Source organism: Streptomyces sp. GDS52 (genome assembly GCF_052246875.1).
Classification (GTDB): domain Bacteria; phylum Actinomycetota; class Actinomycetes; order Streptomycetales; family Streptomycetaceae; genus Streptomyces; species Streptomyces cathayae.
The window spans coordinates 4,628,937-4,654,105 of sequence record NZ_CM125966.1; the positions used below are offsets into that span (position 1 = coordinate 4,628,937).

At 71.5% G+C, this 25,169-nt stretch carries 23 protein-coding genes and 2 tRNA genes; 12 read left to right on the top strand and 13 right to left on the bottom strand.

The window, feature by feature from the left end; genetic code table 11:
• Positions 1 to 222: 222 nt before the first annotated feature.
• Together ACTWJ9_RS21145 and ACTWJ9_RS21150 are read right to left on the bottom strand one after the other, a co-directional pair.
• Complete coding sequence (locus ACTWJ9_RS21145) at positions 223 to 717, bottom strand: heme-degrading domain-containing protein (protein ID WP_387039986.1); 495 nt, start codon at positions 715 to 717, stop codon at positions 223 to 225.
• A 38-nt stretch (positions 718 to 755) separates the two neighbouring features.
• Positions 756 to 1,835 carry a Gfo/Idh/MocA family oxidoreductase gene (locus ACTWJ9_RS21150; protein WP_387039982.1) on the bottom strand — a complete coding sequence of 360 codons (1,080 nt, stop codon included), beginning with the start codon at positions 1,833 to 1,835 and terminating at the stop codon, positions 756 to 758.
• A gap of 76 nt (positions 1,836 to 1,911) precedes the next feature.
• Between ACTWJ9_RS21150 and ACTWJ9_RS21155 the strand changes: the two genes are divergently transcribed.
• The 6 genes from ACTWJ9_RS21155 (at position 1,912) to ACTWJ9_RS21180 (ending at position 7,250) form a co-directional block, all read left to right on the top strand.
• Positions 1,912 to 3,087 carry an ROK family transcriptional regulator gene (locus ACTWJ9_RS21155; RefSeq protein ID WP_279338039.1) on the top strand — a complete coding sequence of 392 codons (1,176 nt, stop codon included), beginning with the start codon at positions 1,912 to 1,914 and terminating at the stop codon, positions 3,085 to 3,087.
• 119 nt (positions 3,088 to 3,206) lie between these two features.
• A complete protein-coding gene (locus ACTWJ9_RS21160) occupies positions 3,207 to 3,917 on the top strand; it encodes a hypothetical protein (RefSeq protein WP_279335811.1) in 711 nt (236 codons plus the stop codon).
• 150 nt (positions 3,918 to 4,067) lie between these two features.
• The gene (locus ACTWJ9_RS21165) at positions 4,068 to 4,847 is read left to right on the top strand and encodes an HAD-IIA family hydrolase (protein ID WP_279335812.1); all 780 of its coding nucleotides are present in this window, start codon (positions 4,068 to 4,070) and stop codon (positions 4,845 to 4,847) included.
• 115 nt (positions 4,848 to 4,962) lie between these two features.
• On the top strand, positions 4,963 to 5,361 hold the full coding sequence (locus tag ACTWJ9_RS21170; protein ID WP_388702408.1) for a hypothetical protein: 399 nt from the start codon (positions 4,963 to 4,965) through the stop codon (positions 5,359 to 5,361).
• A gap of 8 nt (positions 5,362 to 5,369) precedes the next feature.
• On the top strand, positions 5,370 to 6,044 hold the full coding sequence (locus tag ACTWJ9_RS21175) for a class F sortase (protein ID WP_279335814.1): 675 nt from the start codon (positions 5,370 to 5,372) through the stop codon (positions 6,042 to 6,044).
• A 153-nt stretch (positions 6,045 to 6,197) separates the two neighbouring features.
• Positions 6,198 to 7,250, top strand: a complete 1,053-nt coding sequence (locus tag ACTWJ9_RS21180; protein WP_279335815.1) for a glycoside hydrolase family 6 protein — start codon at positions 6,198 to 6,200, stop codon at positions 7,248 to 7,250.
• Positions 7,251 to 7,373: 123 nt separating this feature from the next.
• On the opposite strand, the gene ACTWJ9_RS21185 is transcribed toward ACTWJ9_RS21180, so the two are convergent.
• From ACTWJ9_RS21185 to ACTWJ9_RS21195, 3 genes are all read right to left on the bottom strand, one after another.
• Positions 7,374 to 9,314, bottom strand: coding sequence for a galactose oxidase-like domain-containing protein (locus ACTWJ9_RS21185; RefSeq protein WP_387039978.1), 1,941 nt, complete (start codon positions 9,312 to 9,314; stop codon positions 7,374 to 7,376).
• On the bottom strand, positions 9,311 to 11,347 hold the full coding sequence (locus ACTWJ9_RS21190; protein ID WP_387039977.1) for a glycosyltransferase family 2 protein: 2,037 nt from the start codon (positions 11,345 to 11,347) through the stop codon (positions 9,311 to 9,313). Before ACTWJ9_RS21190 ends, ACTWJ9_RS21185 begins: the two co-directional genes overlap by 4 nt.
• A gap of 508 nt (positions 11,348 to 11,855) precedes the next feature.
• Positions 11,856 to 11,929 (bottom strand) — tRNA-Lys (locus tag ACTWJ9_RS21195).
• Positions 11,930 to 12,207: 278 nt separating this feature from the next.
• Here ACTWJ9_RS21195 and ACTWJ9_RS21200 point away from each other — a divergent pair.
• From ACTWJ9_RS21200 to ACTWJ9_RS21210, 3 genes are all read left to right on the top strand, one after another.
• Positions 12,208 to 13,548, top strand: coding sequence for a peptidoglycan-binding protein (locus ACTWJ9_RS21200; RefSeq protein WP_443294607.1), 1,341 nt, complete (start codon positions 12,208 to 12,210; stop codon positions 13,546 to 13,548).
• A 98-nt stretch (positions 13,549 to 13,646) separates the two neighbouring features.
• Positions 13,647 to 14,870 carry an SPFH domain-containing protein gene (locus ACTWJ9_RS21205; RefSeq protein WP_443294608.1) on the top strand — a complete coding sequence of 408 codons (1,224 nt, stop codon included), beginning with the start codon at positions 13,647 to 13,649 and terminating at the stop codon, positions 14,868 to 14,870.
• A 147-nt stretch (positions 14,871 to 15,017) separates the two neighbouring features.
• Positions 15,018 to 15,623 (top strand): lytic polysaccharide monooxygenase auxiliary activity family 9 protein, encoded by a 606-nt coding sequence (locus tag ACTWJ9_RS21210; RefSeq protein WP_279335820.1) that lies wholly within the window; start codon positions 15,018 to 15,020, stop codon positions 15,621 to 15,623.
• Between the two features lie 82 nt (positions 15,624 to 15,705).
• On the opposite strand, the gene ACTWJ9_RS21215 is transcribed toward ACTWJ9_RS21210, so the two are convergent.
• From ACTWJ9_RS21215 to ehuB, 6 genes are all read right to left on the bottom strand, one after another.
• A tRNA-Lys gene (locus ACTWJ9_RS21215) sits at positions 15,706 to 15,779 on the bottom strand.
• Positions 15,780 to 15,905: 126 nt separating this feature from the next.
• Positions 15,906 to 16,670: an IclR family transcriptional regulator gene (locus ACTWJ9_RS21220; RefSeq protein WP_279335821.1), complete on the bottom strand. Its 765-nt coding sequence runs from the start codon at positions 16,668 to 16,670 to the stop codon at positions 15,906 to 15,908.
• Positions 16,671 to 16,934: 264 nt separating this feature from the next.
• The gene (ehuA, locus tag ACTWJ9_RS21225; protein ID WP_279338040.1) at positions 16,935 to 17,663 is read right to left on the bottom strand and encodes an ectoine/hydroxyectoine ABC transporter ATP-binding protein EhuA; all 729 of its coding nucleotides are present in this window, start codon (positions 17,661 to 17,663) and stop codon (positions 16,935 to 16,937) included.
• 88 nt (positions 17,664 to 17,751) lie between these two features.
• Complete coding sequence (gene ehuD, locus ACTWJ9_RS21230; RefSeq protein ID WP_388702411.1) at positions 17,752 to 18,402, bottom strand: ectoine/hydroxyectoine ABC transporter permease subunit EhuD; 651 nt, start codon at positions 18,400 to 18,402, stop codon at positions 17,752 to 17,754.
• A complete protein-coding gene (ehuC, locus tag ACTWJ9_RS21235) occupies positions 18,402 to 19,115 on the bottom strand; it encodes an ectoine/hydroxyectoine ABC transporter permease subunit EhuC (protein WP_279335823.1) in 714 nt (237 codons plus the stop codon). Before ehuC ends, ehuD begins: the two co-directional genes overlap by 1 nt.
• Positions 19,112 to 20,038 carry an ectoine/hydroxyectoine ABC transporter substrate-binding protein EhuB gene (gene ehuB / locus ACTWJ9_RS21240; RefSeq protein ID WP_443294609.1) on the bottom strand — a complete coding sequence of 309 codons (927 nt, stop codon included), beginning with the start codon at positions 20,036 to 20,038 and terminating at the stop codon, positions 19,112 to 19,114. Before ehuB ends, ehuC begins: the two co-directional genes overlap by 4 nt.
• Positions 20,039 to 20,135: 97 nt before the next feature.
• Between ehuB and ACTWJ9_RS21245 the strand changes: the two genes are divergently transcribed.
• Complete coding sequence (locus ACTWJ9_RS21245; protein ID WP_279335825.1) at positions 20,136 to 20,630, top strand: DUF3830 family protein; 495 nt, start codon at positions 20,136 to 20,138, stop codon at positions 20,628 to 20,630.
• Here ACTWJ9_RS21245 and ACTWJ9_RS21250 read toward each other — a convergent pair.
• Positions 20,611 to 22,047 carry an amidase gene (locus ACTWJ9_RS21250; RefSeq protein ID WP_443294610.1) on the bottom strand — a complete coding sequence of 479 codons (1,437 nt, stop codon included), beginning with the start codon at positions 22,045 to 22,047 and terminating at the stop codon, positions 20,611 to 20,613. The genes ACTWJ9_RS21245 and ACTWJ9_RS21250 overlap by 20 nt on opposite strands.
• Before the next feature lie 16 nt (positions 22,048 to 22,063).
• Positions 22,064 to 23,071, bottom strand: coding sequence for a D-2-hydroxyacid dehydrogenase (locus ACTWJ9_RS21255; RefSeq protein ID WP_279335827.1), 1,008 nt, complete (start codon positions 23,069 to 23,071; stop codon positions 22,064 to 22,066).
• Between the two features lie 138 nt (positions 23,072 to 23,209).
• Between ACTWJ9_RS21255 and ACTWJ9_RS21260 the strand changes: the two genes are divergently transcribed.
• Both ACTWJ9_RS21260 and ACTWJ9_RS21265 read left to right on the top strand, forming a co-directional pair.
• Positions 23,210 to 24,178, top strand: a complete 969-nt coding sequence (locus tag ACTWJ9_RS21260; protein ID WP_387041187.1) for a maleate cis-trans isomerase family protein — start codon at positions 23,210 to 23,212, stop codon at positions 24,176 to 24,178.
• Positions 24,175 to 24,906 (top strand): maleate cis-trans isomerase family protein, encoded by a 732-nt coding sequence (locus ACTWJ9_RS21265; protein ID WP_387041185.1) that lies wholly within the window; start codon positions 24,175 to 24,177, stop codon positions 24,904 to 24,906. Before ACTWJ9_RS21260 ends, ACTWJ9_RS21265 begins: the two co-directional genes overlap by 4 nt.
• The last annotated feature ends 263 nt before the right edge of the window (positions 24,907 to 25,169 follow it).

Genomic DNA, 25,169 nt, shown 5'->3' on the forward strand with positions numbered 1-25,169 from the left:
CACCGAGGCTCCTCGGGCGGACGGAGATCGACGGGACGCCGCGGGAGTACCAGGGCCTGTCCGGCGGATCACGTCGCAGGAAAGCGACGGCGCCCTCATCAGCGCCGGTGAGCGGGGGCGATGGGGGTGCCCCCACTCGAGCGAAGCCGAACGGGGGGCGTGACGACAACGCGGCAGATGTGCGTGCCGGACCCCGCGTCTGCGGCATGATCCGCCGGACGGCTAGTCGGCCAGGAAGTGTTCCAGTGCCTCCACCACGAGCTGGTGGTCATGGAGTTGGGGGAGGCCCGAGACGGTCACCGCGCCGATCACGCCGACGCCCTCGACGGTGATCGGGAACGAACCGCCGTGGGCCGCGTAGGTGTCGGGGTCCAGGCGCGAGGACTCCTCGAACGTCGTGCCCTTGGCCCGGTGCCGGGCGCCCACCAGGTACGACGCGGAACCGTACCGCTCGACGACCCGGCGCTTGCGGGCGATCCAGGCGTCGTTGTCGGGGGTGGAGCCGGGGAGGGCCGCGTGGAAGAGCTGCTGGCCCGCGCGGTGGATGTCGATGGCGACGGGGGCGTCGCGCACCCGGGCCAGGTCGACGAGGAACGAGCCCAGTTCCCAGGCGTCCTCGTGGCTGAACCGCTGGAAGACCAGGCGGCGTTCCTGCGCCTCCAGTTCCTCCAGGCTCGGCTCTTCGGTGATCGGCTCTTCCGTGTCGGGTGCTTCCACGGTCGGCTCCTCCTCGCCGGGGGTGGGTTCGGGCCGGGTCACAGGGTCACCGTCACTTTCTCGTCGGCCGAGCGCCGGGCCGCCTCCAGGACGTCCAGGGCGGCGGCGGCCTCGCGCGCGGTCACCGGGTGGGGGCCGCCCTCCCGGAGGGCCTTCGCCACGGCCGTGTAGTAGGCGGGGTAGTCGCCGGGCAGAGTCGGCTCGGGGCGCCCGCCGCCGGTCACCGGGGACTCCCCGGAACCGACGCGGCCCCACAGCTCCTCCGGCTCGGTGCCCCAGTCGGCACCGGCGTCGGTGCCGGGGCGCAGGCCGTCGCGCAGGGCGGCCTCCTGGGGGTCGAGGCCGTGCTTGACGTAGCCCGCCTTCGAGCCCAGGACGCGGAAGCGCGGGCCGAGCTGGGCCGTGGTCGCGGAGACGTAGAGGTGGGAGCGGACGCCGTTCGCGTGGGTGAGGGCGATGAAGGTGTCGTCGTCGGTGCGCGCGCCCTCGCGGCGGACGTCCACCTCGGCGTACACGGAGGCCACCGGGCCGAAGAGGACCAGCGCCTGGTCGACGACGTGGCTGCCGAGGTCGTAGAGCAGACCGCCGACCTCCGCGGGGTCGCCGGACTCGCGCCAGCCGCCCTTGAGCTGCGGACGCCAGCGCTCGAAGCGGGACTCGAACCGGTACACATCGCCGAGTGTGCCCTCGGACACCAGCTTGCGCAGGGTGAGGAAGTCGTTGTCCCAGCGGCGGTTCTGGAAGACGGACAGGAGCAGGCCGCTCTCCTCGGCGAGCGCCGCCAGCTCGCGGGCCTCGGCGGCCGTGCCGGCGACGGGCTTGTCGACGACGACCGGCAGACCCGCCTCCAGCGCGGTGGTGGCGAGCGGGACGTGCGTCCTGTTCGGCGACGCGACGACGATCAGGTCCAGCTCGGCGGCGCGCTCGAACAGCTCGTCCGGTGTCGCCGCGACGCGGACGTCCGGGAACTCGGCGCGGGCCTGCTGCTGCCGCTCGGGGTTCGAGGTGACCACCGTGTCGAGCGCGAGGCCCTCGGTCGCGGAGATCAGCGGGGCGTGGAACACGGAGCCCGCGAGGCCGTAGCCGACGAGGCCGACGCGGAGGGGAGTGCCAGTCATGCTCCTACTTTCGCAACGCTGTTGCCAAAGTGCAAGCACGGGAGAGAATGAGCGGGTGAACAGGACGTACGGCGGTATGCGGGACGGCAGGCGGGACGGGACGGGCGGGGTCAATCTGCTCGCCCTGCGCAGCCACAACACCGCGCTCGTGCTCGACCTGCTGCGGACCGCCGGGGCCGAGGGCATCAGCCGGCTGGAACTCGCCGAGCGGACCGGCCTCACCCCGCAGGCGGTCAGCAAGATCACCGCACGGCTGCGGGCGGAGGGGCTCGCGGCGGACGCGGGACGCCGGGCGTCCACCGGGGGCAAGCCCCGGACGGTGCTGCGGCTGGTGCCGGAGGCGGGGCACGCGGTGGGCGTGCACCTGGACCGGGACGAACTGCGGGCCGTCCTGGTCGACCTCGACGGGACGGTCGTGGGGGAGCGGAGCGCCCCCCTGGACCTGGGCGCGGGGGCGGAGGCGGTACTGGCGGGGGTGGCCGGAGTCGTCGAGGGGCTGTGGACCGCCGGGGGCGACGGGACCGGCGGGACCGGCGGGACCGGTGGGAACAGGGCCGCCGGGGACGGGACCGGCGTACGCGTGCCGTCCCGGCCCGCCCTGCTGGGTGTCGGGATCGCCCTGCCGGGGCCGCTCGACCACGCCCGGGGCGTGCTGCACCGGGTGACCGGGTTCCCCGAGTGGGACGGGTACCCCCTGCGGGACGCGCTGTCGGAACGGCTCGGCGTGCCGGTCGTCGTCGACAAGGACACCAACGCGGCGGCGCTGGGCCTGGCCGTCGACGGCGAGGGCGGCTCCTTCGCCTACCTGCACCTCGGTACGGGACTCGGGGCCGGGCTGGTGATCGGCGGCAGCGTGCACCGGGGACCGCGCACCGGGGCGGGGGAATTCGGACACCAGGTCGTCCAGTTGGACGGGCCGCGCTGCGGCTGCGGCGACCGCGGCTGCATCGAGGCGCTGTGCCTGGCCGCCGTGGCACGGGGCGACACGGACGAGGCGGCGCGGGTGCTGGGCGTCGGCGCGGCGAACCTGGTGGGCCTGCTCGACATCGACCGCGTCCTGCTCGGCGGCCGCACGATCGAGGCCGCCCCGGAGGCGTTCGCGCGGGGCGTACGCGCGGTGCTGGACACGCGGGCCCGGCGGACGGGCGACACGGCCGTGCCGGTACGGGTCGCCTCCGGCGGCGGGGGCGGGGTCGCCGAGGGGGCGGCCCAGTCGGTCCTGGCGCCGGTGTTCGGACGGGGCGACGGCTGACCGGAAAGCAGGGGGCGGGGCCGGTGCACTGCTCCGAGCGGGGGGAACCATGGGGCCGTGCGGGGGTGTTCGGGGATGTCGCCGTGCTGCCCGCCCGCCGACCGGCAAGGTCATACGGTATGCGAATCCGCACGCCCGCGTCCCTCTTCCTGGCGGTGCTGGCCGCCGTCCTTCCCACCGCGGCCCACGCCCGGACGGAAGCACCGCCGCCCGCCTGCGCCACCGAGAGCGACGTCGACTTCCCCCTCACCGCCCGTATCCGCGGCGGCCCGGACACCTACCCGGCCGGCGGTGGCTACGGCACCTGGTACCTGGAGCTGACCAACACCACCGACCGCTTCTGCGGCGGCATCCACCCGGTCGTCGTACTCGTCGACGACAAACGGGAGTTGCGGGCCTCGCAGCCGGTGCTGGAGTTCTACGCACCGGACCGGGAACAGCCGCACCCCGTCCACTTCGAGACCACCGACGAGGACGAACTCGTCGGTGCCTTCGTCGACGAGCAGGCGGGCTTCGAGGGGTTCGCCGTCGAGGCCGGCCGGACCCTCACCGTGAAGGTACGGCTCGCGCTCACGTCCGACGCCGCGGCGGGCGAGGTCGTCGCCCAGGCCGCCGTCGTCCAGCGGCAGGGGGACGACGGCGACTGGGTCGGGCAGTCGGACGACTACCGGTTCCGGATCGAGCCGGCGCCCGGCAAGGAAGCCGGTGACACCGACCCCGACGAGCTCGCCCGTACCGGTATCGACGCCACCGGAAAGCTCCTGACCGTCGCCGCGGTGGCACTGCTCACCGGGGGACTGACGGCAACGCAGGCCCGTCGTCGCCGCTGAGAGCTCCGAACGATCCGAACCGGCGGGCCGGGGAGCGGCGGAGCACCCCGGGTGTCCTCGAGCCGTGCCCCACCGGGCGTTCCCACAAGATCCGGGCATGTCTAGGCTGGGGCAGGCAGGAAGGACCACGTACGGCAGGAGAGCTCGCACATGGCAGACCGCAAGCCGATCGAATCGTGGCTCACCGACATGGACGGGGTGCTCATCCACGAGGGAGTGCCGATCCCGGGGGCCGACGCCTTCATCAAGAAGCTGCGTGAGTCCGGAAAACCCTTCCTGGTGCTCACCAACAACTCGATCTACACCCCGCGCGACCTGCACGCCCGGCTGCGCCGCATGGGCCTGGACGTTCCGATCGAGAACATCTGGACCTCGGCGCTCGCCACCGCCCAGTTCCTGGACGACCAGCGTCCCAGCGGCTCGGCGTACGTCCTCGGCGAGGCCGGTCTGACCACCGCGCTGCACGACATCGGCTACATCCTCACCGACCACGAACCCGACTACGTGGTCCTCGGGGAAACCCGGACCTACTCCTTCGAGGCCATGACGAAGGCGGTACGGCTGATCAACGACGGCGCCCGTTTCATCTGCACGAACCCCGACGAGACCGGCCCCTCCGCCGAGGGCCCGCTCCCGGCGACCGGCGCGGTGGCGGCGCTGATCACCAAGGCGACGGGCCGGCAGCCGTACTTCGCGGGCAAGCCGAACCCGCTGATGATGCGCACCGGACTGAACACCCTCGGCGCCCACTCCGAGACCAGCGCCATGATCGGCGACCGCATGGACACCGACGTACTGGCCGGCATGGAGGCCGGAATGAGGACGTTCCTGGTGCTCACCGGCCTGACCCGGCCCGAGCAGGTCGAGAACTTCCCGTACCGGCCGTCCCAGGTCCTGGACTCCATCGCGGACCTCGTCGACCTCGTCTGACTGACCCAGGCAAAACCCCGCAGGCCCCGATGTCACCCGTACGGCGCAGCACCGCATCCCTGCGGATGCGGTGCCCTGCCCGGCGGGGCACGCTCCCGGTGTCTGGAGGTGCACGATGGGTTCTGTGCGACTCGCTCTCTGTACCGGAGTCCTGGAGGCCGCCGCGCTCACCCCGGCGGCGTACGCCGCGGACGGGGTGTCGGCGACCCCGGCCCCCGGTACCGATGTCACCCTCGAGGTGGCCGAGTGTGCCGAGCGGACCGCGGCCGCGGTGTCCTCGGCGTTCGTCTCCGAGGTCCGGCTCACCGTCGCCCTCGCTTCTTCCCCCGCCGCCTCGCCCGTGGCCCCCGTGGACGCGGGCGGCGGGGGAGCCGCCCGGACCGTCGCCGCCGCCGACGAGTCCGGGGAGGGACCGGGCACGGTGCAGACGGTGGCCGGACTGTTCCTCGCCGCTGCCGCCGCGACGGCGGCCGTCGTACGCAGCCGCGTCCGGCGGGACCGCGGAACGCGCTGAGGCCGACGATGACCGATCACCATCAGAACCAGAGTCCGTCCGGTGTCGGGCGGCTGCTCCCCGGGGTGGCCTGGGTGGTCCTGCTGCTCGGCTTCTGGCTGTGGGGCCGCGAGGGAACCGACCTGCTCCCCGGCGTATCCGGACCCGCCACGGGTGACATGGCGGCGGTCGGCCGTCCGCCCCGGGCGGAGCTCCCGCCCACCCACCGGCCGCTGGGCGAGGCGCCGCCACGGCGCCTGGACATACCCGGCCTGGACGTGCGGGCGCCGGTGGTGGCCCGCGGCCTGGACGAGCGGGGCGCGCTCGACCCGCCGCCGTTCGACCGGCCGGGCACGGTCGGCTGGTACGCGGACGGGGTGACGCCCGGGGCGTCCGGCACCGCGCTGGTGGTGGGGCACATCGACACCGAGACCCGGCCCGCCGTGTTCTACGAGGTCAGTACGTTGCGGCCCGGCCAGAAGATCCGGGTGGTCCGCGCGGACGCCGAGGTCGCCGAGTTCACCGTCGAGGACGCGCAGGTCCTCCCCCGCGACGACTTCGACGCCCGGCAGGCCTACGGCCCCCGCCTCTCCGGCCGGGCCGCACTGCGCCTCGTCACCTGCGGCGGCCCCTACGACGCGGCACGCCACCGCTACGCGGCCAACGTGATCGTCTCGGCCTGCCTGACGGACACCACCACCTGACGCCGGCTCCCTCCCTGCCCGTCCGTCCGGCCGGCCGTACACCGGGCTGTAACGGGTCGCGGACAAGAAGGGCTCGGCCTCATGGGTGACGCGGGGTGTATGTCAGGATTGGGGCTCGGAAGGCTTGGAACAAGTGCACCCAAGGGGGGTTGGATGTACGGCAGCAGGGGGGTCGGGGCGTTCGCCGGGAGGCGGGCGTCGGCAGCGGTACTGGGGGCGGCGCTGCTGATCACGGGCTGTTCCTCCGGTGACGACGAGGGGGACGGGTCCGGCAAGGGGGCCGACGCGGCGATCACGCAGCAGCCGAAGGGCGCCAGCCCCTTCTGGGTCAACCCGGAGGGCAACGCCGCACAGCAGATGGCCGGCCTGGAACAGGACGGCAAGAAGGCGGAGGCCGAGCAGATCCGCAAGATCGCGGAGCAGCCCACCGCCGAATGGATCAGCCCGGAGAACCCGGAGGAGCAGACCCGCGGCTTCACCGAGGCCGCCGACAAGGCGGGCCGTACCGCGCTGCTCGTCCTCTACAACATCCCGCACCGGGACTGCGGCCAGTACTCGCAGGGCGGTGCCGCCGACGGCGACGCCTACCGCTCCTTCATCGACGGTGTGGCCAAGGGCATCGGGGACCGCGCGGCGACCGTGATCCTGGAGCCCGACGCGGTGCTCCACCTGGTCGACGGCTGCACGCCGGAGAAGTTCCACGAGGAGCGCTACGACGTACTCAACGGTGCCGTCGACAAGCTCAAGAGCCTGAAGAACACCACGGTGTACCTGGACGCGGGCAACGCCGGCTGGGGCGACCCTGACCAGATCTTCGAGCCGCTGAAGTGGGCGGGCATCGACCGGGCCGACGGCTTCTCGGTGAACGTCTCCAACTTCTACTCCACCGAGGACTCCATCGCCTACGGCAAGAAGCTCTCCGCCAAGGTCGGCGGCAAGCCCTTCGTGATCGACACCAGCCGCAACGGCAACGGCCCCTACACGCAGGGCGATGCGGACGAGCGCTGGTGCAACCCGCCCGGCCGCGCCCTCGGCGAGACCCCGACGACCGAGACCGCGGACCCGCTGGTGGACGCGTATCTGTGGGTGAAGCGGCCCGGCGAGTCGGACGGCGAGTGCAAGGGCGGTCCGAAGGCCGGTGCGTGGTGGGAGGACTACGCGGTGAAGCTCGCCGAGGCCGACGAGGGCAAGGGCGACGGCGACTGACCACGTCACGGCGTACGGAGCGACGCACCACGTAGCGACGGCCTGCGTGGCGACGACCAGGGACAGAAGGAAGAAGGGGCGTCCTCCGCCGTGGAGGACGCCCCTTCTCTCATCTGCCTGGCGTCAGGGCACCTGTACCCACTGCGCCTTGCTGGGGGTGCCGTCCGCGTTGGTGGCGAACAGCATGTACCAGCCCGCCTGGACCAGGTTCCGGCTCTTGGGGACCGTCACCTTCAGCTTGTCGCCGTCGGCCTCGAAGTCCAGGGCGATGGAGCGCTGGTCGATGTCGGTGACATGGGTCGAGGCGCTCGGCCGGATCAGCCGGACGTTCTTGATCGACCCGGCGTCCTTCGAGGTGAACGTGGCGGAGCCGCCGCGCTCGACGGTCTTCGGGCCGCCCGTCAGGTCGGGCTGCCCGGTCTCGCCGTACAGGTACGGCGGTGTGTAGATCTCGATGCGCTGTTCGAACGTGCCGGGCTTGGTGTTGGCCTTGTCGCCGTAGAGCGAGTCCGAGCCGAAGAACATCACGCGGCCGTCGGGCAGCAGGATCGAGCCGGCGTGGTAGTTGCGGCCCACCAGCGGATCGGCGACGCGCTTGAACTCGTTCTCCGCCGTGTCGTAGATCCGCGCCTCGAGGATGTTGGACTCGCTGCGGCCCCGGTAGTCCTCCGAGCCGCCCGAGACCAGGATGTTGTCGTCGGGCAGGATCGAGTACTGCGGGTAGCGGGTTCCCTTGTCCAGCGAGGGGCCGTCCACGAAGCGCGGTTCGTCGGCCTTGAGGTCGACGATCCGGGTCTTCTCACTGGCCAGCTTGGACTCGCCGACGCCGCCGCCGCCGATCACCATGTACTTCTCGTCCTGGGCCGGCGGCAGCAGCACCGTGCCGGACGTCTCCATCATGTCGGGGTCGCTCAGCCCGGGTATCTTGTCGAACTTGTTGGTCTCCACGTCCCAGATGCCCGGCTCACGGCCCTCGTCGGCCGGTCCGTACCCCGCGTTCGAACCCGAGTAGAAGACCTTGCTGTTCTGCATCAGGAACAGCGCCGGGTAGGTCGGGAACTGGCGGACCTTGTCCGTGTAGGTCCACTTCTTGGTCTCGGGGTCGTAGACCTCGTTCTTGCCCGGGACCAGCTGGCCGATGTCGTCGAGGCCGGAGACGCTGAGGATCTTGCCGTCGCTCAGGGTGGTGAGCGTCGGGTACCAGCGGGCCTCCTTCATCGGGTCGACCTTGATGTACTTCTCCGCCACCGGGTCGAACTCGAAGGCGTCGTCGATCCCCTGGAAGTCCTTCTTGTCCAGGGCGAGCTTCTCGGCGATGCCGTACGTGTTCTGCGCGTCCTCGCCGCTCAGACCCTGCACGGTGTAGTTGTCCTGGGTGCCGGTCTCGTACTTGGCACCCTCCTTCTGCGCCTCGACGTAGGTGCGGCCGTAGCCCGGGGTGTTGCCCAGGAACTCGCCGGTCGCCTTGTCGAAGTTCTTCTTGGCGCGCGGGACGAGCACCGGGTCCTTCGAGACGAAGGTCTTGCCGTTGTCCTTGCCGACGAACCTGGTGCCCGCCGGCAGGGTGATCGGCTTGTCCGGGTTCTCGTTGTGGACGACCATCAGGCCGCCCGCCTTCGTCACGTCACCCTTGAGCTTCTCGTACCGCTTGGTGCCGCCGGCGATCAGCAGGTTGCCGTTGGCGAGCTGGGTGTGGCCGGTGCAGAACAGGTCGCTCGGCGTCGGCACCTTCTTGATGGTCTTCTTGACCGGGTCCCAGATCCGCGTGTCGTACTTCTTGGCGTCGAAGTTGTCCTTGTTGTTGCCGGAGCCCGCGACGAGCAGCACCTTGCCGGTGTGCAGCAGCGCCGCGTGGATGGTGTTCTGGCGGTACTCCTCCGGGAACTCGACGATCTCCCAGCGGCCGTTCTCCGCCTTGTACTCCGGCTTGTTGATCTTGTACTGGTGGTATTTCTCGGTCCCGAAGCGGTACAGCCAGGGCCCGTTCATTCCGGCCAGCGCGAGCACCACCGTCGTGCCTATCGCGATCCGACGGGCGCGACGGCGGCCTGCACGGTCGTTCATTCCTTACGTCCCCCAAGTCCACCCAGGGCGATCTGCATCGTCTGGTCGTCACCGGGGTGAGAGCCCCCGGTACCTCCTGGTCCGCCCGGTCCCCCTGCTCCTCCCGGTCCGCCGTGGGCGCCGGCCCAGCCGGGCCGGTCCTGCGGGGCGTGGGGCGCGTGGTGCTGCTGCGGCAGCTGCTGCGTCCGGGGGTCCGGTGCGGAGTCCTGTGCCTGGCCCGCGGCGTGCGCGCCGGGCTTCTTCCTGTCCTGGCGCATGCCGTGGCGCCAGGCGAACATGGGCGCGGCCGTGATGAGCAGGGCGAACGTCGCCCAGATGATCATGGCCGGGTGCGAGTGTCCGTAGACGAATCCGGCGGTGATGGAGCCACCGAAGATCAGGATGAAGTACCAGTGGTACCGGAAGGTTCCGAACCAGGTGTCCGGGCTGGCCGAGTCGCCCTTCGGGGTGACCACGAACTTGCTCTTCCTGCGCAGCACGGAGTCGATCAGTGCCTTCGCGTAGAGCGGCGCCGACAGCGCGGACATCACCATGCCGGCCACACCGCCGGAGCCCTCCGGCTCGTGCGGGGAGACGTTGTGGCGGCGGTTCCAGATGTAGAGGCCGATCTGCAGCGCGGAGGCGTTGCCGTAGAGCATCAGCCAGACCGCGGGATCGATGTTCACACCCGAGGCGCCCAGGCCCAGGAACAGCGCACAGCTCAGCGCCGCCAAAATCCAGTTCAGAGCCGACATCGGGTAGAAGATGATCATCATGGTGTAGTTGAAGAGCTTGCTCGGCGGGAGCGAGTAGAAGCCCTTCCAGTACTGTCCGATGATCGTCTCGTACGTACCGCGCGACCAGCGCATCTGCTGGGTGAAGAAGTCCGTCCAGGCGTTGGGGCCCTCACCGACCGCGAGCACGTCCGGGGTGTAGACCGAGCGCCACTTCTTGCCCGTCGCCGGGTTCTTGTGGCGGTGCATCTCGAAGCCGGTCGCCATGTCCTCGGTGATCGAGTCGTACAGACCGCCGATCTGCTGGAGCGCCTTGATGCGTACGGCGTTGGAGGTGCCCACGAACATCGGTGAGCCGTAGCGGTTGCCGGCCCGCTGGATCAGCGCGTGGAAGAGGAACTGCTGCGACTCGGCGGCCTTGGTGACGAAGTTGTCGTAGTTGCCGTAGACCTGCGGGCCGATGACGAAACCGACGTCCGGGTCGCGGAAGAAGCCGAGCATCCGCTCCAGGTAGTTCGGCAGCGGGATGTGGTCGGTGTCCACCGAGGCGAAGTACTCGTAGTCGTCGCCGTGCGCGTCCAGCCAGGCGTTGTAGTTGCCGTGCTTGGTCTTGGCGCGGTGCGGGCCCTTCTTCTGGTTCCACTTCGCGACGCCCTTGCGGGAGAAGTGGTGCACACCGAGCCGGGCGCACACCTCTTTCACCTCGGGGTCGTCGCCCTCGTCGAGCAGCCAGACGTGCATGGTGCCCCGGTGGCGGATCTTCACCGCCGCCTCCAGGGTCTTCGTCACCATCTCCAGCGGCTCCTTGCCGGGCACGAAGGAGGTGAGGAAGGCGACCCGGGTGCCGGTCTCCGGCACCACCGGGATCGGGTCGCGGGCGACCAGCGTGGCGTGCGCGTTCGACAGCACGTTCATGCAGCGGAAGAGCTCGATCAGGCCGATCGAGACGAGCATCACCATGTCGAGGGCGGGCAGCCAGTCGAACGCCGGGTAGTCCCGCTCCGTCCAGTGCGCGGGCTGCAGCAGCCACACCAGCAGCACCACCGACAGCAGCGGGGCCGCGACCAGCATCAGCGCGATGCGGATGCGGTGCGGCTCCTGCGAGATCAGCGAGCGGTACTGGACTGTGTAGGGCTTGCTCGGATCAGGCTGGGTGAGGGGGCCCGAGAGCCGGCTGTAGTGCTCGTAGTCGTATCTCGGCAGCGTCTTCTTGATCCGTCGGAACGCGCCCGTGTTTCCGGTCCGGTGTGCAGGCACTCTGAGCTGGGTGGTCTGGGACGGATCGTTGTCCCCTTGGGCGCCCGTCGGCGTCGACGTCATGAATCATCCCCCCACACACGGCCTCGCCGTGTGTTTCGTCGCTTGCTGCCACCCGTGTCCGGTCCCCCTCGACCGTCCCAGGCGTGTCAGTGGTGTCAGAGGTGTCCCGCTGTCACCACGGCACCCACACCATATAGACACGGCGTGGCGTTCTTTCGGTTGCATGATGCCCTCGTCGGCGGTGCTCCGCGAAACGGGACCTCTCACCCCGTACCGTCCGTAACCGGTCTCCCGCCGCCCCAACAGCCGCGAATGCGCGGCATGATGAAGAACCCAGGTTGTACCGTGTCCATCATGATCGCAAGGTGTGAAAACGGGTGTTCGCCGGTCGTACGCGCCCATTGTGGCGTCTGAGGAGGTCCGGCGGGGGGCCTGTTCCCCCCGTGGTTCCAGGGGTTCCATACGTGTGGTGAGGGCGTTCTGTTCAAGACAGGCCCCTCGGCGGGCGCGAGAGGGGATCCGGCCAAAAGCGGCGGGCCCCTCGATCGCGAGGGGCCCGCCGTGTCGGTGCGCCGCCAGGGACTCGAACCCCGGACCCGCTGATTAAGAGTCAGCTGCTCTAACCAACTGAGCTAGCGGCGCTCACTGACGCGACAACTCTACCGGACCGGACGGGGTGCTCCCGACCTCCACCTCCGTCCCGGCGTGGTCCCGCGCGGTCCCGCGCGGCCTCGTCCCCGGGTCCGGGGCAGGCGAGGTCCGCCACCTGGGCCCATGGCGCGTCCATCTTTCGAGGCGTCAGAGTGCGCGCCCCGGGAGCAGTTGAGAAGCTGACCTTCGTGCACAGACGTGAGGTATTTCACCGGACGTGTGGCCGGATGTGTGACCGGTCGTGCGGCGGGACGTGTGAGGGGGATCGCATGGAACCCCCGGTGTTCGAGGAGTTCGAGCCCGCGGGCGACTGCGGCTGCCCCGGCTGTGTGCACCGGCGGCGCGTCCTCGCGTACGCGCCGGCCGGCGGCTCGGTCGGCCACCCGGCGGCGTTCCGCCCGCTCGTGGTGGCCGCCGCGGCCTCGGCGGTGGTCGCCGCGCAGGCCGCCCCCGCCCTGGCCGCACCCCACACCGCCGAGCGGCCCGGCACCGAGCGGCCCGGCGCCCCGGGGGTCCCGGGTGTCCCCGCAGGTGACGAGCCCGCCACCCCGCAGGGTCCGAGGGCTCCGCTGTACGGCCCCGCCGGCCTGCCCGCCGATCCCGCGGACCCCTCGGTCCCGACGGCCTCGCGCGCGATCAGCCGCACGGACATCATCGAACGGGCCAGGAGATGGGTCGACCGGAAAGTCCCGTACAGCGTGAGCGCGTTCTGGTCCGACGGATACCGGCAGGACTGTTCGGGCTATGTCTCGATGGCCTGGAACCTGCCCGGAAACGAATGGACCGGCAGCCTCGGGCAGTACGCGGAGAGGATCGGCAAGGACGAACTCCAGCCGGGGGACATGCTGCTCTTCCACAACGCGTCCGATCCCTACGGCGGCTCCCACGTCGTCCTCTTCGGCGGCTGGACGGACGGCGCGCGCACCACGTACGTGGCCTACGAGCAGACCCCCCCGAACACCCTCCGACGGACCACCCCGTACGCCTACTGGAACAACTCCGCGGGCTACGTCCCGTACCGGTACAAGGGCGTGACCGACGGTACGGCGAGGGCCGAGGGGGCGGGCGCGGCAGCGCAGGCCCGGACACCGTTTCCCGGAGTGGCCCACTTCGGCCCCGGCGCGGACAACCCGCACGTCACCGAGCTCGGCCGCCTGCTCGTCGAGCGCGGTGGCGCCCGTTTCTACGCCACCGGCCCCGGACCGCGCTGGACGGACACGGACCGCGCGGCGATCCGGGCGTTCCAGCAGGCGCAGGGCTGGCAGGGGGCCGCGGCGGACGGCCTGCCGGGGCCGCTGACCTGGGAACTGCTGCTGACCGGCGGGGGCAGGAACATCCCGGCCGCCGGGGACGCGCAGGACGCGCACGGGGTGCCGGGCTACCCGGGCCGGGCGGCGTTCCGGCCGGGCGCGGTCGGCGGCCAGGTCACCCGGCTGGGGCGGCAGCTGGTGCGGAAGGGGTTCGGCCGCCACTACGTCACGGGGCCGGGCCCGCGCTGGAGCGAGGCGGACCGGCGCAACGTCGAGGAGTTCCAGCGCGCCCAGGGCTGGCGCGGCGGTGCCGCGGACGGCCTGCCGGGGCCGGAGACCTGGCGGCGGCTCTTCTCGTAGTCCGAGGGTCGCTCGCCGCGACCCACCCCTGCGGGCTCCGTCACGGCCCGCAGGGTCCTTCCGAGGTGACGCATCTGGCGCGGAGGCTGGAGGCACGCATGACCACGATCACTCCCGACACCCCCGAATCACCCATCCCCGAATCGCCCACCTGCGAACTGCCCGTCCCTGGACCACCCACCTGCGAACTGCCCGTCGTCGAACCGCCCGCCCCCAGATCGCCTTCCTCCGAAGCCGGGGGCCCGGCGAAGGGCCGGCCCGGCCGGGTCATCCGCAACGAGACCACCACCGAGATCCCCGTCCATCTGCTCTTCCGCGACGGGCCCGACCCGGTGCCGGTGCGGCTGCGTCCCATGGTGGTGGGAAGCCGACAGGGGACGGGGGAGCGGCCGCGGCTCGGCCGCCCGGTCGCCGAACGGCCCCTGCCCCTGCCACCGGTCGACCCCGAGCTGGTGGAGCGGCCGGCCCGGGTGCTGCCCGGCGGCGCGGGGGTGCTCGCCGGGATGTGCGGGGCGGCCGGGTGCGTGGCCACGTCCTGGTGGGCGGGCGTACTGCCACCCCTGGTGGCCGTTGCCCTCGGACTCCCGGAGCACCCGGGAGCCACCGGGCTCGGGCCCGCCCAGTGGGCGGGGTACGCGGCTGCCGGGGCCCTCGGCCTGTTCGGGTTCGGCGGGCTGGCGCGCGGCCGGACCGGGCGGGCCTGGGTGCTCGGCCTGTTCGGCCGTTACCGGGGGAGCGTCCGGCGGACCGGTCTGCTGTGGGTGAACCCGCTGCTGCTGCGCCGCCGGGTCGATGTGCGGCTGAGGCACTGGCGCAGCGAGCCGATGCAGGCGGCCGACCACAGCGGGGTGGCGCTGCGGGTGGTGGTCCTGGTGGTGTGGCGGGTGCGGGACACCGTGCGGGCGACGCTGGGCGTGGAGGACCACGAGACCTATGTGCGCGAGTGCGTCGAGGCGGCGCTGCTCCGGGTCCCGATGGAGGCGCCGGGCGCGGTGCGGGGCTCGCCGGACACGGTGCAGGACGCGCTGACCCGGCTGGTGGCGGCGGACGCCGCGCCCGTCGGGATCGAGGTGTTCTCGGTGCGCCCGGTCCGGGTGGAGTACGCCCCCGAGGTGGCCGCCGTCATGCACCGGCGCCGGATCGCCACGCTGGACGCCCAGCACCGGGCGAGCGTGCTCACCTCGGTCGTGGACTCGGTGGAGGACACGGTGACCCGGCTGACCACGCGGGGGCTGGTGGAGCTGGACGACTACGAGCGCAAGATGCTGGTGAAGGACCTGACGGTGGCGTTCTGCGCGGGACGGGGGGAGGCGGGGCCGTAGGGCGGCGGACGGGCCGGTGGGCGGGGAGGCGGAATCGGTTCCGCTATTGGTATGGACATGCTCAATCCGCGGTCATAATCTGAGACTTGGTCTAGACCTACCTGCACAGCTCAGTGAAACTCCCCCACGTTCTCCAGGAGCGGCAGCATGCGCACACGGACCAAGCTGTACGCAGCCGCGGTAGGACTGGCCACGACCGGAGCGTTCGTGCTCTCCTCCGGCGGTGCCAGCAGCCACGGCTACACCGATCTGCCCATCAGCAGGCAGAAGCTCTGCCAGAACGGCAGTGTGACGAACTGCGGCGACATCCAGTGGGAGCCGCAGAGCGTCGAGGGCCCCAAGGGCTTCCCCGGCTCCGGCGCCGCGGACGGCCGGCTCTGTTCGGCCAACAACACGCGGTTCGCCCAGCTCGACAGCCCGAAGACGCCCTCGGGCGGCGCCTGGCCGACGACCAGGGTGACGGGCGGCCAGAACTACACCTTCCGGTGGCAGTTCACGGCCATGCACGCCACCAGCGACTTCTCGTACTACATCACCAAGCCGGGCTGGAACCAGAACCACAACCTGGCCCGGTCCGACCTCAACCTCACCCCGTTCCTGAAGGTGCCCTACAACGGGCAGCGCCCGCCGCAGACCCTCTCGCACAGCGGCACCCTGCCGTCCGGGCTGAGCGGGCGCCACGTCATCCTCGCGGTGTGGTCGGTCGCCGACACGGGCAACGCGTTCTACGCCTGCTCGGACGTCACCTTCTGACAGCACCTTCCGGGGTCGCCTCCCGGGGTGCGGCGCCGGACACGTCGAAGGGCCTCCCGCTGGTGCGAGAGGCCCTTCACCGTGCGCCGCCAGGGACTCGAACCCCGGACCCGCTGATTAAGAGTCAGCTGCTCTAACCAACTGAGCTAGCGGCGCATGACTCCCGCCGTCCGCTTCCCGCGACCGGCGACTCGAAAATAATACCCGGTCCCGGGGGGTGCTCCGGCCACGGCGGCGCCCGCCGTGGCCGGAGCACCCCCCGGGACCGCCGGACCGGAGACCTCAGATCGCCATCGACAGCAGGACCGGCGCCGCGTTGCGGTTGAGGGCGTCGGCGGCGTGGCGCAGACGGTGGGCGTGTTCGACGGGCAGGGACAGGGCCAGGCAGCCCACCGAGGAACCGGCGGTGATCGGGACGGCCGCGCAGACCGTGCCGATCGCGTACTCCTGGAGGTCCAGGACCGGCACCGTGGGCGGGTGCGCCGCCAGCTGGGAGAGCAGCAGCCGGTCGCTGGTGACGGTGCGCGAGGTGAGCCGGACCGTCCGGTGCCGGTCGAGGTGCTCGCGCCGGCCGTTGTGGTCGAGCTGGGACAGCAGGCTCTTGCCGAGCGCGGTGGCGTGCGCCGCGTCACGGAAGTCGACCCACTCGTTGACCTTCGGGGTGGCCGGCCCGTCGGCGTACTGGGTGACCTTGACCTCGCCGTCCACGTACCGGCTCATGTAGACGGCGGCTCCGACGGAGTCGCGGAGCCGGTCCAGGGTGCGCTGGAGCTTGTCGTGCAGGGCCTCCTCGTGTTCCTGTTCCTGGGCCGAGCAGAGGCGGGCGAACGCCTCCCCGGCGACGTACGCGCCGTCGGCGCCCTGTTCGACGTAGGCCTCGCGACACAGCATGGGCAGGAGCGTGGTCAGTCGCTCCCGGCCCAGGCCGCTCTCGCGGGCGAGTTGGGTGCCGGTGATCCCGGTGGTGTGCCGCGACACCGTGTCCAGGACGCGCAGGGCGTCCTGGACCGAGTGGTACGGAGCGGTCGGCTTGTGCTTCAGCGCCACGGTGTTTCCCCCTGCGCTCGCTTGTAGGTCCTGTCGTCACCTTCCCGCCCGCCCGGCGGGCGGGAAGGTGACGACAGGACCTGGGGCCGCAATCCGGTCAGCGAATCCCCTCCACGATAGCCGTCAAGCGGCTGTCCAGGAGCGAGTGTTGACGAGATCGCGGCCTTCCCAACTGCGGAACCGGTCCTCGGGCATATGCCAGAGGAATGCCCCGGTGCGTCCACCTCGGACGTTCCGGAGCCCTCCCCCGAACACGCCCCGTCATCACAGGACCGCGCTGAGGAACTCCCGGGTGCGGTCGTGCTCCGGCTCGCTGAAGATCTTCTCCGGGGCGCCGGCCTCGATGATCCGGCCCGAGTCGAACATCAGGACGCGGTCGGAGATGTCCCGGGCGAAGTTCATCTCGTGGGTGACGCAGAGCATGGTGATGTCGGTGGAGCGGGCGATGTCCCGCAGCACGTCCAGGACACCCGCGACCAGCTCCGGGTCCAGCGCCGAGGTCACCTCGTCCAGCAGCAGCACCTGCGGCCGCATGGCCAGCGCCCGCGCGATCGCCACCCGCTGCTGCTGACCGCCGGACAGCTGCGCGGGGTGCTTGTCGACGTGCTCGGTCAGCCCGACCATCTCCAGCAGCTCCCGCGCCCGCTCCTCGGCCTCGTCCTTCGACATGCCGAGCACGGTGACCGGGGCCTCGGTGATGTTCCGCAGCACCGTCATGTTCGGGAACAGGTTGAACTGCTGGAAGACCATGCCGATCTTCTTGCGGATCTCGCGGACCTGCTTCTCGGGTGCGGGGTACAGCTGGTCCCCGTCGACGGTGACCGTGCCCTCGTCGGGCTTCAGCAGGGTCATCAGCAGGCGCAGGATCGTGGTCTTGCCCGACCCGGACGGCCCGATCAGGGTGACGTGCTTGCCGGCGTCCACGGAGAAGTCCAGGTTGTCGAGGACCGTGTGGTGACCGAACCGCTTGGTGACCCGCTCCAGCCGGATCAGCTCGTTGCCGTTGGACCGGCCGACGCCCGCGGGGGTCTTCCCGGTGCTGACACCGGCACCGACACCGGTGTCGGACGTGGGGGTGTGTTCAGTGGACAAGGCGTCGCTCCAGGGCTCGCAGGGCAAGGGAGGCCAGGTAGGAGATGACGATGAAGGCGATGCCGATCACCGTCAGGGGCTCGGTGAACTGGAAGTGCTGCTGGGCGAAGAGGCGCGCCTCACCGAGCATCTCCAGCACGGTGATCGCCATCAGCAGGGGCGTGTCCTTCAGCATCGAGATGACGTAGTTGCCGAGCGCGGGCACGACCCTGCGCACGGCCTGCGGCAGGATCACCGCGGTCCACGTCCGACGCAGCGGCAGGTTCAGCGCCGTCGCCGCCTCCCACTGGCCCACCGGCACGGCCTCGATGCCCGCGCGGTAGACCTGCATCGTGTACGTCGAGTAGTGCAGACCGATGGCGAAGACACCCGTGGTCAGCGCCGAGAAGGTCAGGCCCCACTCGGGCAGCACGTAGAACAGGAAGAACAGCTGCACCAGCAGCGGGGTGTTGCGGACGAACTCCGTCACCGCGCCGACCGGCCAGGTCACCCAGCGGGACGGCACCCGCATCAGCAGGGCCCACACCAGGCCGAGGACGAACGAGATCAGTGAGCCGAACACCAGGATCTGCAGGGTGACCAGCAGACCGTCCCAGAAGTACGGCATGAACTCGGAGACCGCGTTCCAGTCCCACTTCATCAGACCGCACCTCCCGCGTTGGTGGTCTCGGCCCGCTTCAGCTCCACGTCCGGGTCGTGCTTCGGCGTCCTGCCGACCCCGGCCTTCAGCTTCTTCTCCAGACCGCGCATGACCCGGGTGAGCAGGAAGGCGATCACGAAGTAGATCACCAGGATGTACGTGTAGATCTCGGCGCTCTCCTGCAGCGCGAGGCGCACCAGGTTGCCGCTGAACGCCAGATCGCCCATCCCCATGATCGACACCAGGGCGGTGCCCTTGAGCAGCTCGATCAGCAGGTTGGAGAACGGCGGGATCATCTCCGGCACCGCCTGCGGCAGCAGGATCAGCCGCAGCCGCTGGGTGGGCGTGAAGCTGAGCGCGATGCCGCCCTCGCGCTGGGCGGGATCGACGGCGGCCAGCGCACCGCGCACGATCTCCGAACCGTAGGCACCGTAGGTCAGGCCCAGGGCCAGCGTGCCCGCCCACAGCGGCACCAGCTGCCAGCCGAAGGCCGGGGGCAGCACGAAGAACACCCAGAAGATCATCACCAGTGCCGAGGTACCGCGGAACACCTCGGTGTAGAAGCCCGCGAGGAAGCGGACGAACTTCAGCCGGTGGGTGCGCGCGACGCCCACCACGAAGGAGACCGCCGTCGCCAGCAGCGCGCTGAGGACCAGCAGCTGGATCGTGACCCAGACGCCCTTGAGTACGAGTTCCCAGAGTCCTGAGGTCATCCGCCGCACAGCTCCTTCGCGGTCAGATCCGTCATCTCGTCCTCGGTGAAACCGAACGGCCTGAGGATGCGCAGCAGCTCGCCGCTCTCCTTCAGTTTGCCCAGCTCGACGTTGAACGCGTCCCGCAGATTCGTCTCGGTCGGCCGGAAGGCGAACGCGCCGCCGTCGACGTGCGGCTTGCCGTCGACGATCGGCTTGAAGGGCTCCGTGACCTCGGCCTTGGCCGACTTCTTGACCACCTCGCGGGTGGTGAGCGCCGTACCGGCGAAGACGTCGACCCGCCCGGCCTCCACCGCGTTCAGCCCGGCGACCTGGTCGGGGACGATCAGGATGTCGCCCTCCGGATACCCGGCCTCGACCGCGTACGCGATCTCCGCGTACCCGGTGCCGGTGGCGAACTTCGCCTTCTTCTCGACGACGTCCCGGTAACTGGTCAGCCCCTTCGGGTTGCCCTTGCGCACGATGAACGAATCGAGCATCTGGTAGTCGGGGTCGGAGAATATGACCTGCTCGCAGCGGGCGGGGTTGACGTACATCCCGGCGGCCACGACGTCGAACTGCTGCGAGTTCAGCCCCGGGATCAGCGAGCCGAACTCGGTGGGCACGGGCTGGACCCGGTCCACCCCGAGCCGTTTGAAGATGACCTTGGCGAGTTCCGGTGCCTCGCCGGTCAGTCTGCCGTTCCTGTCGATGTAGCCGAAGGGGATCTCGCCGGCGATGCCCAGGCGGACCACGCCCGCCGCCTTGAGCCGGGACAGCAGGTCACCGCCGTTGGTACTCGCCTCGGTGGGCACGCGCGAGCAGCCCGCCGCGCCGAGTGCGCCGAGCGCCGCGACCCCCGCGAGCAGCGATCGGCGTGAGGGCCCGGTCGGGCCGAGGGTGTCTCTGCGTCGTCTCAGTGGTCTTCCCAGTGGTGGAGCCATGGCGGCGCGGCTACCCGGGAAGACACCGGTTATGCCCGCTGCTTTCGGCCCCGTTCGGCGGTCGGGCGGTCTTGACCGGTGCGGGACGATGGGTCTCATGATGGACCGATATGTCGAGGTCTCGCTGGCCAAACGCGGAATCACCTGTACGGCCCGGTTGCTCGACGACCGTGCGCCGATCACCTGCGCGGCCGTCTGGGACGCCCTGCCCCTGTCCGGCGACGTCTACCACGCCAAATACGCGCGCAACGAGGTCTACGCCCTGTTCCCGCCCTTCGCGAAGGCGGAACCGCCGCTGGAGAACCCGACCGTCACGCCCGTTCCGGGAGACCTCTGCTACTTCTCCTTCGCGGGCGCGGAACTGGGCACCAGGGCCTACGGCTACGACCGCGAGGTCGGCCCGGGTGCCACGGTCGTCGACCTGGCCCTGTTCTACGAGCGGAACAACCTGCTGCTGAACGGCGACGTGGGCTGGGTGCCCGGCATCGTCTGGGGCCAGGTCGTGGAGGGCCTGGCGGAGATGGCCGACGGGTGCAACGACCTGTGGCGCGGCGGCGCGCAGGGGGAGACGCTCAGCTTCCGGCGGGCGTGATCCCGGGCGGCCGGACGGCTTCGGCGGCTCCGCTCCCGTAGAGCGCGTGGGCCGCCCGCAGCACCAGCGCGTCGGCGTGGCGGGCGCCCACGAGCTGGACCCCGATCGGCAGACCGGCCGCGTCGGTGCCCACGGGGACGCTCGCCGCGGGCTGCTGGGTCAGGTTGAACGGATAGGTGAACGGGGTCCAGCCCGTCCAGCGTCGGTGGCCGGAACCTTTCGGTACCTCCACGCCCGCCTCGAACGCCGTCCGCGGCAGGGCCGGGGTGACGAGGAGGTCGTGGGTGTCGTGGAAGAGACCCATGCGCCGGCCCAGGTCCATCCGGACGTCCACCGCCGCCAGGTAGTCCAGCGCCGACCGGCGGGCGCCTTCGCCGCAGATCTCCCGCAGCCCGGGGTCCAGCAGTTCCCGCCGCTCCCGCGTGAGGTGCTGCACCACCCGGGCGGCCCCGGCGAACCACAGGGTGTGGAAGGCGTCCACCGGGTCGGTGAGGTCCGGGTCGGTCTCCTCCACGTACGCGCCGAGCGCGGCCAGTCGCTCCACCGTCCGCCGTACCGCCGCCGCCACTTCGGGCTCCACCGCCACCTGGCCGCCCAGCGACGGCGAGTACGCCACCCGCAGCCCCCGCACCCCGCCGTCCAGCCCCTCCCGGAAGGAGCCGGGGGCCGGCGCGAGCGCCGACCAGTCGCGGGAGTCCGGCCCGCCGATCACGTCCATCAGCAGCGCCGCGTCCGCCGCGTCCCGCGTCATCGGGCCGACGTGCGCCAGCGTGCCGAAGGCGCTCGCCGGATACAGCGGCACCCTCCCGTACGTCGGCTTCAGCGCGAAGATCCCGCAGAACGCCGCCGGGATGCGGACACTGCCGCCGCCGTCCGTCCCCAGGGCCAGCGGTCCCGCGCCCAGCGCCACCGCCGCCGCCGCGCCCCCGCTGGAACCGCCCGCGGTCCGCGCGGGGTCGTGCGGGTTGCGGGTGACACCGCTGAGCGGGGAGTCCGTCACCCCCTTCCAGCCGAACTCGGGGGTCGTCGTCTTGCCGAGGAAGACGGCGCCGTGCTCCCGCAGCCGCGCCACCGACGGGGCGTCCTCGTCCCAGCGGCCCGCCGGGTCGACGGAGCGCGAGCCGCGCAGCGTCGGGGCGCCGCGCAGCAGCAGGATGTCCTTCACCGTGACCGGCACCCCGTCCAGCAGCCCGCGCGGCTCACCGCGCCGCCACCGTTCCTCGGAGGCGGCGGCCCGCTCCAGAGCCTCCTCGGCGAACAGCCGGACGAACGCGTTCACCTCCGGCTGGACCGCCTCGGCCCGCTCCAGTGCCGCGCGGGTCACCGCCACGGGACCGAACTCGCCCCGGCGGTAACCGTCGAGGAGCCGCACGGCGGTCAGGTCGGTGAGCCCGGTGGGCTCGGTGGACTCGGACATCGGCTCTCCCGCCACATCAGTGCCCGGGTACGTACCCGCGCTGTTTGTCGACCACGTTCACCAGCGGCTTGCCCGCCTCCCAGAGCTCGTACAACTCCACGAACTGGGCGGCGAGTTCGTCGCGCCAGCCGATCGTGTCCCCGCTCATGTGCGGCGACACGATCAGCCCGGGGGCCCGCCACAGCGGGCTGTCCGGGGGGAGCGGCTCGGCCTCGAAGACGTCCAGGGCGGCGCCCGCGATCCGGTGTTGCCCGAGGGCCTCGGCGAGCGCCTCCTCGACGACCAGCGGCCCGCGCCCGACGTTGACGAAGTGGGCGGACGGCTGCATCACCCCGAAGCGGCGGGCGTCGAACATGCCCCGGGTCTGCTCGGTCAGCGGCGCGGCGGAGATCACCCAGTCCGCGCGGGCGATCAGCCGGTCCAGGTCCTCGGAGCCGTGCACCCCCGCGCGCGGGGTGCGGCCGACCAGCGCGGTGGTGACGCCGAGCGCCTCGAGCGTGCCGGCGATCGCCCGGCCGATCGGCCCCGACCCGACGACGCAGGCACGGGTCCCGGCGACCTTGCGCGACTCGCGGTGGAGCCAGGTCCGCTCCCGCTGGAACTCCAGCGTCCGCGGCAGGTCCTTCGCCAGCGCCAGCACGAGAGCGGCGACGTACTCGGCGATCGGCAGGTCGAAGACGCCCCGCGCGTTGGTGACCACCGTGTCGGAGGCGGCGAGTTCCGGACAGAGAAGGTGATCCACTCCGGCGCTCGCGGTGTGCACCCAGCGCGGCCGCGGCCCCCCGCCCGGCCAGGCGGAACGCACCGCGTGCGAGGTGAAGTCCCAGACCAGCAGCACGTCGGCGTGCGGGAGGCGCTCGGCGAGCGTCGAGGCGTCCGCGTGCTCGATCCGGACCCTGCCGGTCAGCCCGCCCAGCCGGGGCGGCGGGTCGGCGTCCAGGACGAGCAGCGTGGGGACGGCCCCCGGCGTGGGCGAAGAGGCGGTCGAGGCGGTGGTCGCGGGGGTGGGCGAGGGGGTGGACATGGGCCGCCGTTTCCCCGGATGACCGGAAGTCTGAGATGTACGGATTGACCACGCTGGCACCCCGAACCTACCGTCGTCAACACGGGCGTTTCGGCGAACCGTTGCGTGCTCGTCTCTCACCGTGAGGCCGGTGCTGACATGGACGTCTCCTTCATCGGCGGTCCCGGCCCGCAGCGCGGTGTCGGCGTGGTCGCCCCCTTCGACTTCGCGCTGGACCGCGAGCTCTGGCGCTGGACGCCGGACGACGTGTCCCTGCATCTCACCCGAACGCCGTACGTGCCGGTCGAGGTCAGCCTGGACCTCGCCCGGCTGATCAGCGAACACGAGACCCTCGGCAACGCGGTGAGCACGCTCACCGCGGTCGGTCCCGAGGTCGTCGCCTACGCCTGCACGTCCGGCAGTTTCGTCGGCGGGGTCCTGGGGGAGCGCGCCATGTGCGAGGCGATGAGTAGGACCGGCGCGGTCCCGGCGATCACCACCTCCGGCGCGCTGCTGGAGGCGCTGGTGGAACTGGACGTACGGCGGGTGGCGCTGGTGACGCCGTACACCGTGTCGGTGACCCGGTCGCTGGAGCAGTACGTGGCGCAGGCCGGGGTCACGGTCACCGGCTGTGCGTACATGGGTCTGACCCGGCAGATCTGGCGAGTCGCCTACCGGGAGGTGGTGGACATGGCCCGGCGGGCGACGGCGCGCGGCCGGCTCGGCGCGGCGGACGCGCTGTTCCTCTCCTGCACCAACCTGCCGACGTACGACGTGATCCCGCAGCTGGAGGCGGAACTGCGCATACCGGTCATCTCGGCCAACCAGGTGACCATGTGGGCGGCGTTGCGCCGATTGGGTACCCGGGCGGTGGGACCGTATCAGGCGCTGATCGACACGTCGGCGCGTGTCACGACCGGGCCCGGGAACGAGACCGGGACCGGCGCCGAGGCCGTACTGCCGGACCGGACGTCCGGCGCGGTGCTGCCGCGGAGCCCGGTGCCGCCACCCGCTCCGGTACTGCCGGACGGGCCCCGGGCGCCGGGCGTGCAAGGTGCTCAGGGCGTTCCGGGCGCGCAGGGTGTGTCGGGGGTGCCGGACGAGAAGCAGCAGGAAGGCTGGACATGACCGCACTGGGATTCCTCTATCCGGGACACGCCGCCGAGGACGACTATCCGCGCGCCGAGCAGCTGCTGGGCAGTGACATCCGGGTGGACCTGGTGCACACCGACATCGGTGAGGACGCGCACCGGGTCGACGCGCTGCTCGCGATGGGCGACGCCGACCGGCTCGCGGCCGGCGTCGGGGAGCTGCGGCGCGCGGGCGTCGACGCGGTGGTGTGGGCCTGCACCAGCGGCAGCTTCGTACGCGGCTGGGAGGGCGCGCAGGAGCAGGTGCGCGCCCTCGCCCGGACGGCGGGCACCCCGGCCTCCTCCACCTCGTTCGCCTTCGTGCACGCGGCCCGGGAGATCGGGGCGCGGCGGGTCGCCGTCGGCGCGACCTACCCGGACGACGTGGCCGCGCTCTTCACCGACTTCCTGGCCGCCGGCTCGGTGACGGTGACGGGGGTGACCAGTTCCGGGATCATCACGGCGGCGGAGGTCGGCACCTGGGGCGAGGCCGAGCTGTTCGCCCTGGCCCGCGCGGCCGACCACCCGGACGCCCGGGCGGTCCTCCTGCCCGACACGGCCCTGCACACGCTCGCCCACCTCCCGGCCCTGGAGAAGGAGCTCGGCAAACCGGTCCTCACCGCCAACCAGGTCACCGTCTGGGAGGCCCTGCGCCTGGCCGACCGCAGGGTGAACGCCCCCGCCCTGGGCGCCCTGTTCACCCGGGAGCCGATCGTGCAGGTGTGAACGGTGCGACGGCGTCCGCCAGGTGGTGCGGGGGATCACGACGTCGGAATCCGCGGGCCGGGGACGGCGGTCCCGCCGGTTCGGGTGTTCGACCCGCCTCCACGAAGACCGTCACGGGCCTTGTACCGGAACGCGAAGCGCTTGACTCCCGCACCACGCCGCGGGACACGACCAGCGGTTCGGGCGGACACGCACGGCCGCGGCGGCGGGGGCGGTGCGGCGGGGGCGGTGCGGCGAGGCGAGGGGAACAAACGGGGACACCT

Bases quoted from the DNA above. Each gene is read 5' to 3' on its own strand.
- ACTWJ9_RS21150 (WP_387039982.1), bottom strand. From the start codon at position 1,835: ATGACTGGCACTCCCCTCCGCGTCGGCCTCGTCGGCTACGGCCTCGCG.
- ACTWJ9_RS21155 (WP_279338039.1), top strand. From the start codon at position 1,912: ATGCGGGACGGCAGGCGGGACGGGACGGGCGGGGTCAATCTGCTCGCC.
- ACTWJ9_RS21160 (WP_279335811.1), top strand. From the start codon at position 3,207: ATGCGAATCCGCACGCCCGCGTCCCTCTTCCTGGCGGTGCTGGCCGCC.
- ACTWJ9_RS21165 (WP_279335812.1), top strand. From the start codon at position 4,068: ATGGCAGACCGCAAGCCGATCGAATCGTGGCTCACCGACATGGACGGG.
- ACTWJ9_RS21170 (WP_388702408.1), top strand. From the start codon at position 4,963: ATGGGTTCTGTGCGACTCGCTCTCTGTACCGGAGTCCTGGAGGCCGCC.
- ACTWJ9_RS21175 (WP_279335814.1), top strand. From the start codon at position 5,370: ATGACCGATCACCATCAGAACCAGAGTCCGTCCGGTGTCGGGCGGCTG.
- ACTWJ9_RS21180 (WP_279335815.1), top strand. From the start codon at position 6,198: ATGTACGGCAGCAGGGGGGTCGGGGCGTTCGCCGGGAGGCGGGCGTCG.
- ACTWJ9_RS21185 (WP_387039978.1), bottom strand. From the start codon at position 9,314: ATGAACGACCGTGCAGGCCGCCGTCGCGCCCGTCGGATCGCGATAGGC.
- ACTWJ9_RS21190 (WP_387039977.1), bottom strand. From the start codon at position 11,347: ATGACGTCGACGCCGACGGGCGCCCAAGGGGACAACGATCCGTCCCAG.
- ACTWJ9_RS21200 (WP_443294607.1), top strand. From the start codon at position 12,208: ATGGAACCCCCGGTGTTCGAGGAGTTCGAGCCCGCGGGCGACTGCGGC.
- ACTWJ9_RS21205 (WP_443294608.1), top strand. From the start codon at position 13,647: ATGACCACGATCACTCCCGACACCCCCGAATCACCCATCCCCGAATCG.
- ACTWJ9_RS21210 (WP_279335820.1), top strand. From the start codon at position 15,018: ATGCGCACACGGACCAAGCTGTACGCAGCCGCGGTAGGACTGGCCACG.
- ehuD (WP_388702411.1), bottom strand. From the start codon at position 18,402: ATGAAGTGGGACTGGAACGCGGTCTCCGAGTTCATGCCGTACTTCTGG.
- ehuC (WP_279335823.1), bottom strand. From the start codon at position 19,115: ATGACCTCAGGACTCTGGGAACTCGTACTCAAGGGCGTCTGGGTCACG.
- ehuB (WP_443294609.1), bottom strand. From the start codon at position 20,038: ATGGCTCCACCACTGGGAAGACCACTGAGACGACGCAGAGACACCCTC.
- ACTWJ9_RS21245 (WP_279335825.1), top strand. From the start codon at position 20,136: ATGATGGACCGATATGTCGAGGTCTCGCTGGCCAAACGCGGAATCACC.
- ACTWJ9_RS21250 (WP_443294610.1), bottom strand. From the start codon at position 22,047: ATGTCCGAGTCCACCGAGCCCACCGGGCTCACCGACCTGACCGCCGTG.
- ACTWJ9_RS21255 (WP_279335827.1), bottom strand. From the start codon at position 23,071: ATGTCCACCCCCTCGCCCACCCCCGCGACCACCGCCTCGACCGCCTCT.
- ACTWJ9_RS21260 (WP_387041187.1), top strand. From the start codon at position 23,210: ATGGACGTCTCCTTCATCGGCGGTCCCGGCCCGCAGCGCGGTGTCGGC.
- ACTWJ9_RS21265 (WP_387041185.1), top strand. From the start codon at position 24,175: ATGACCGCACTGGGATTCCTCTATCCGGGACACGCCGCCGAGGACGAC.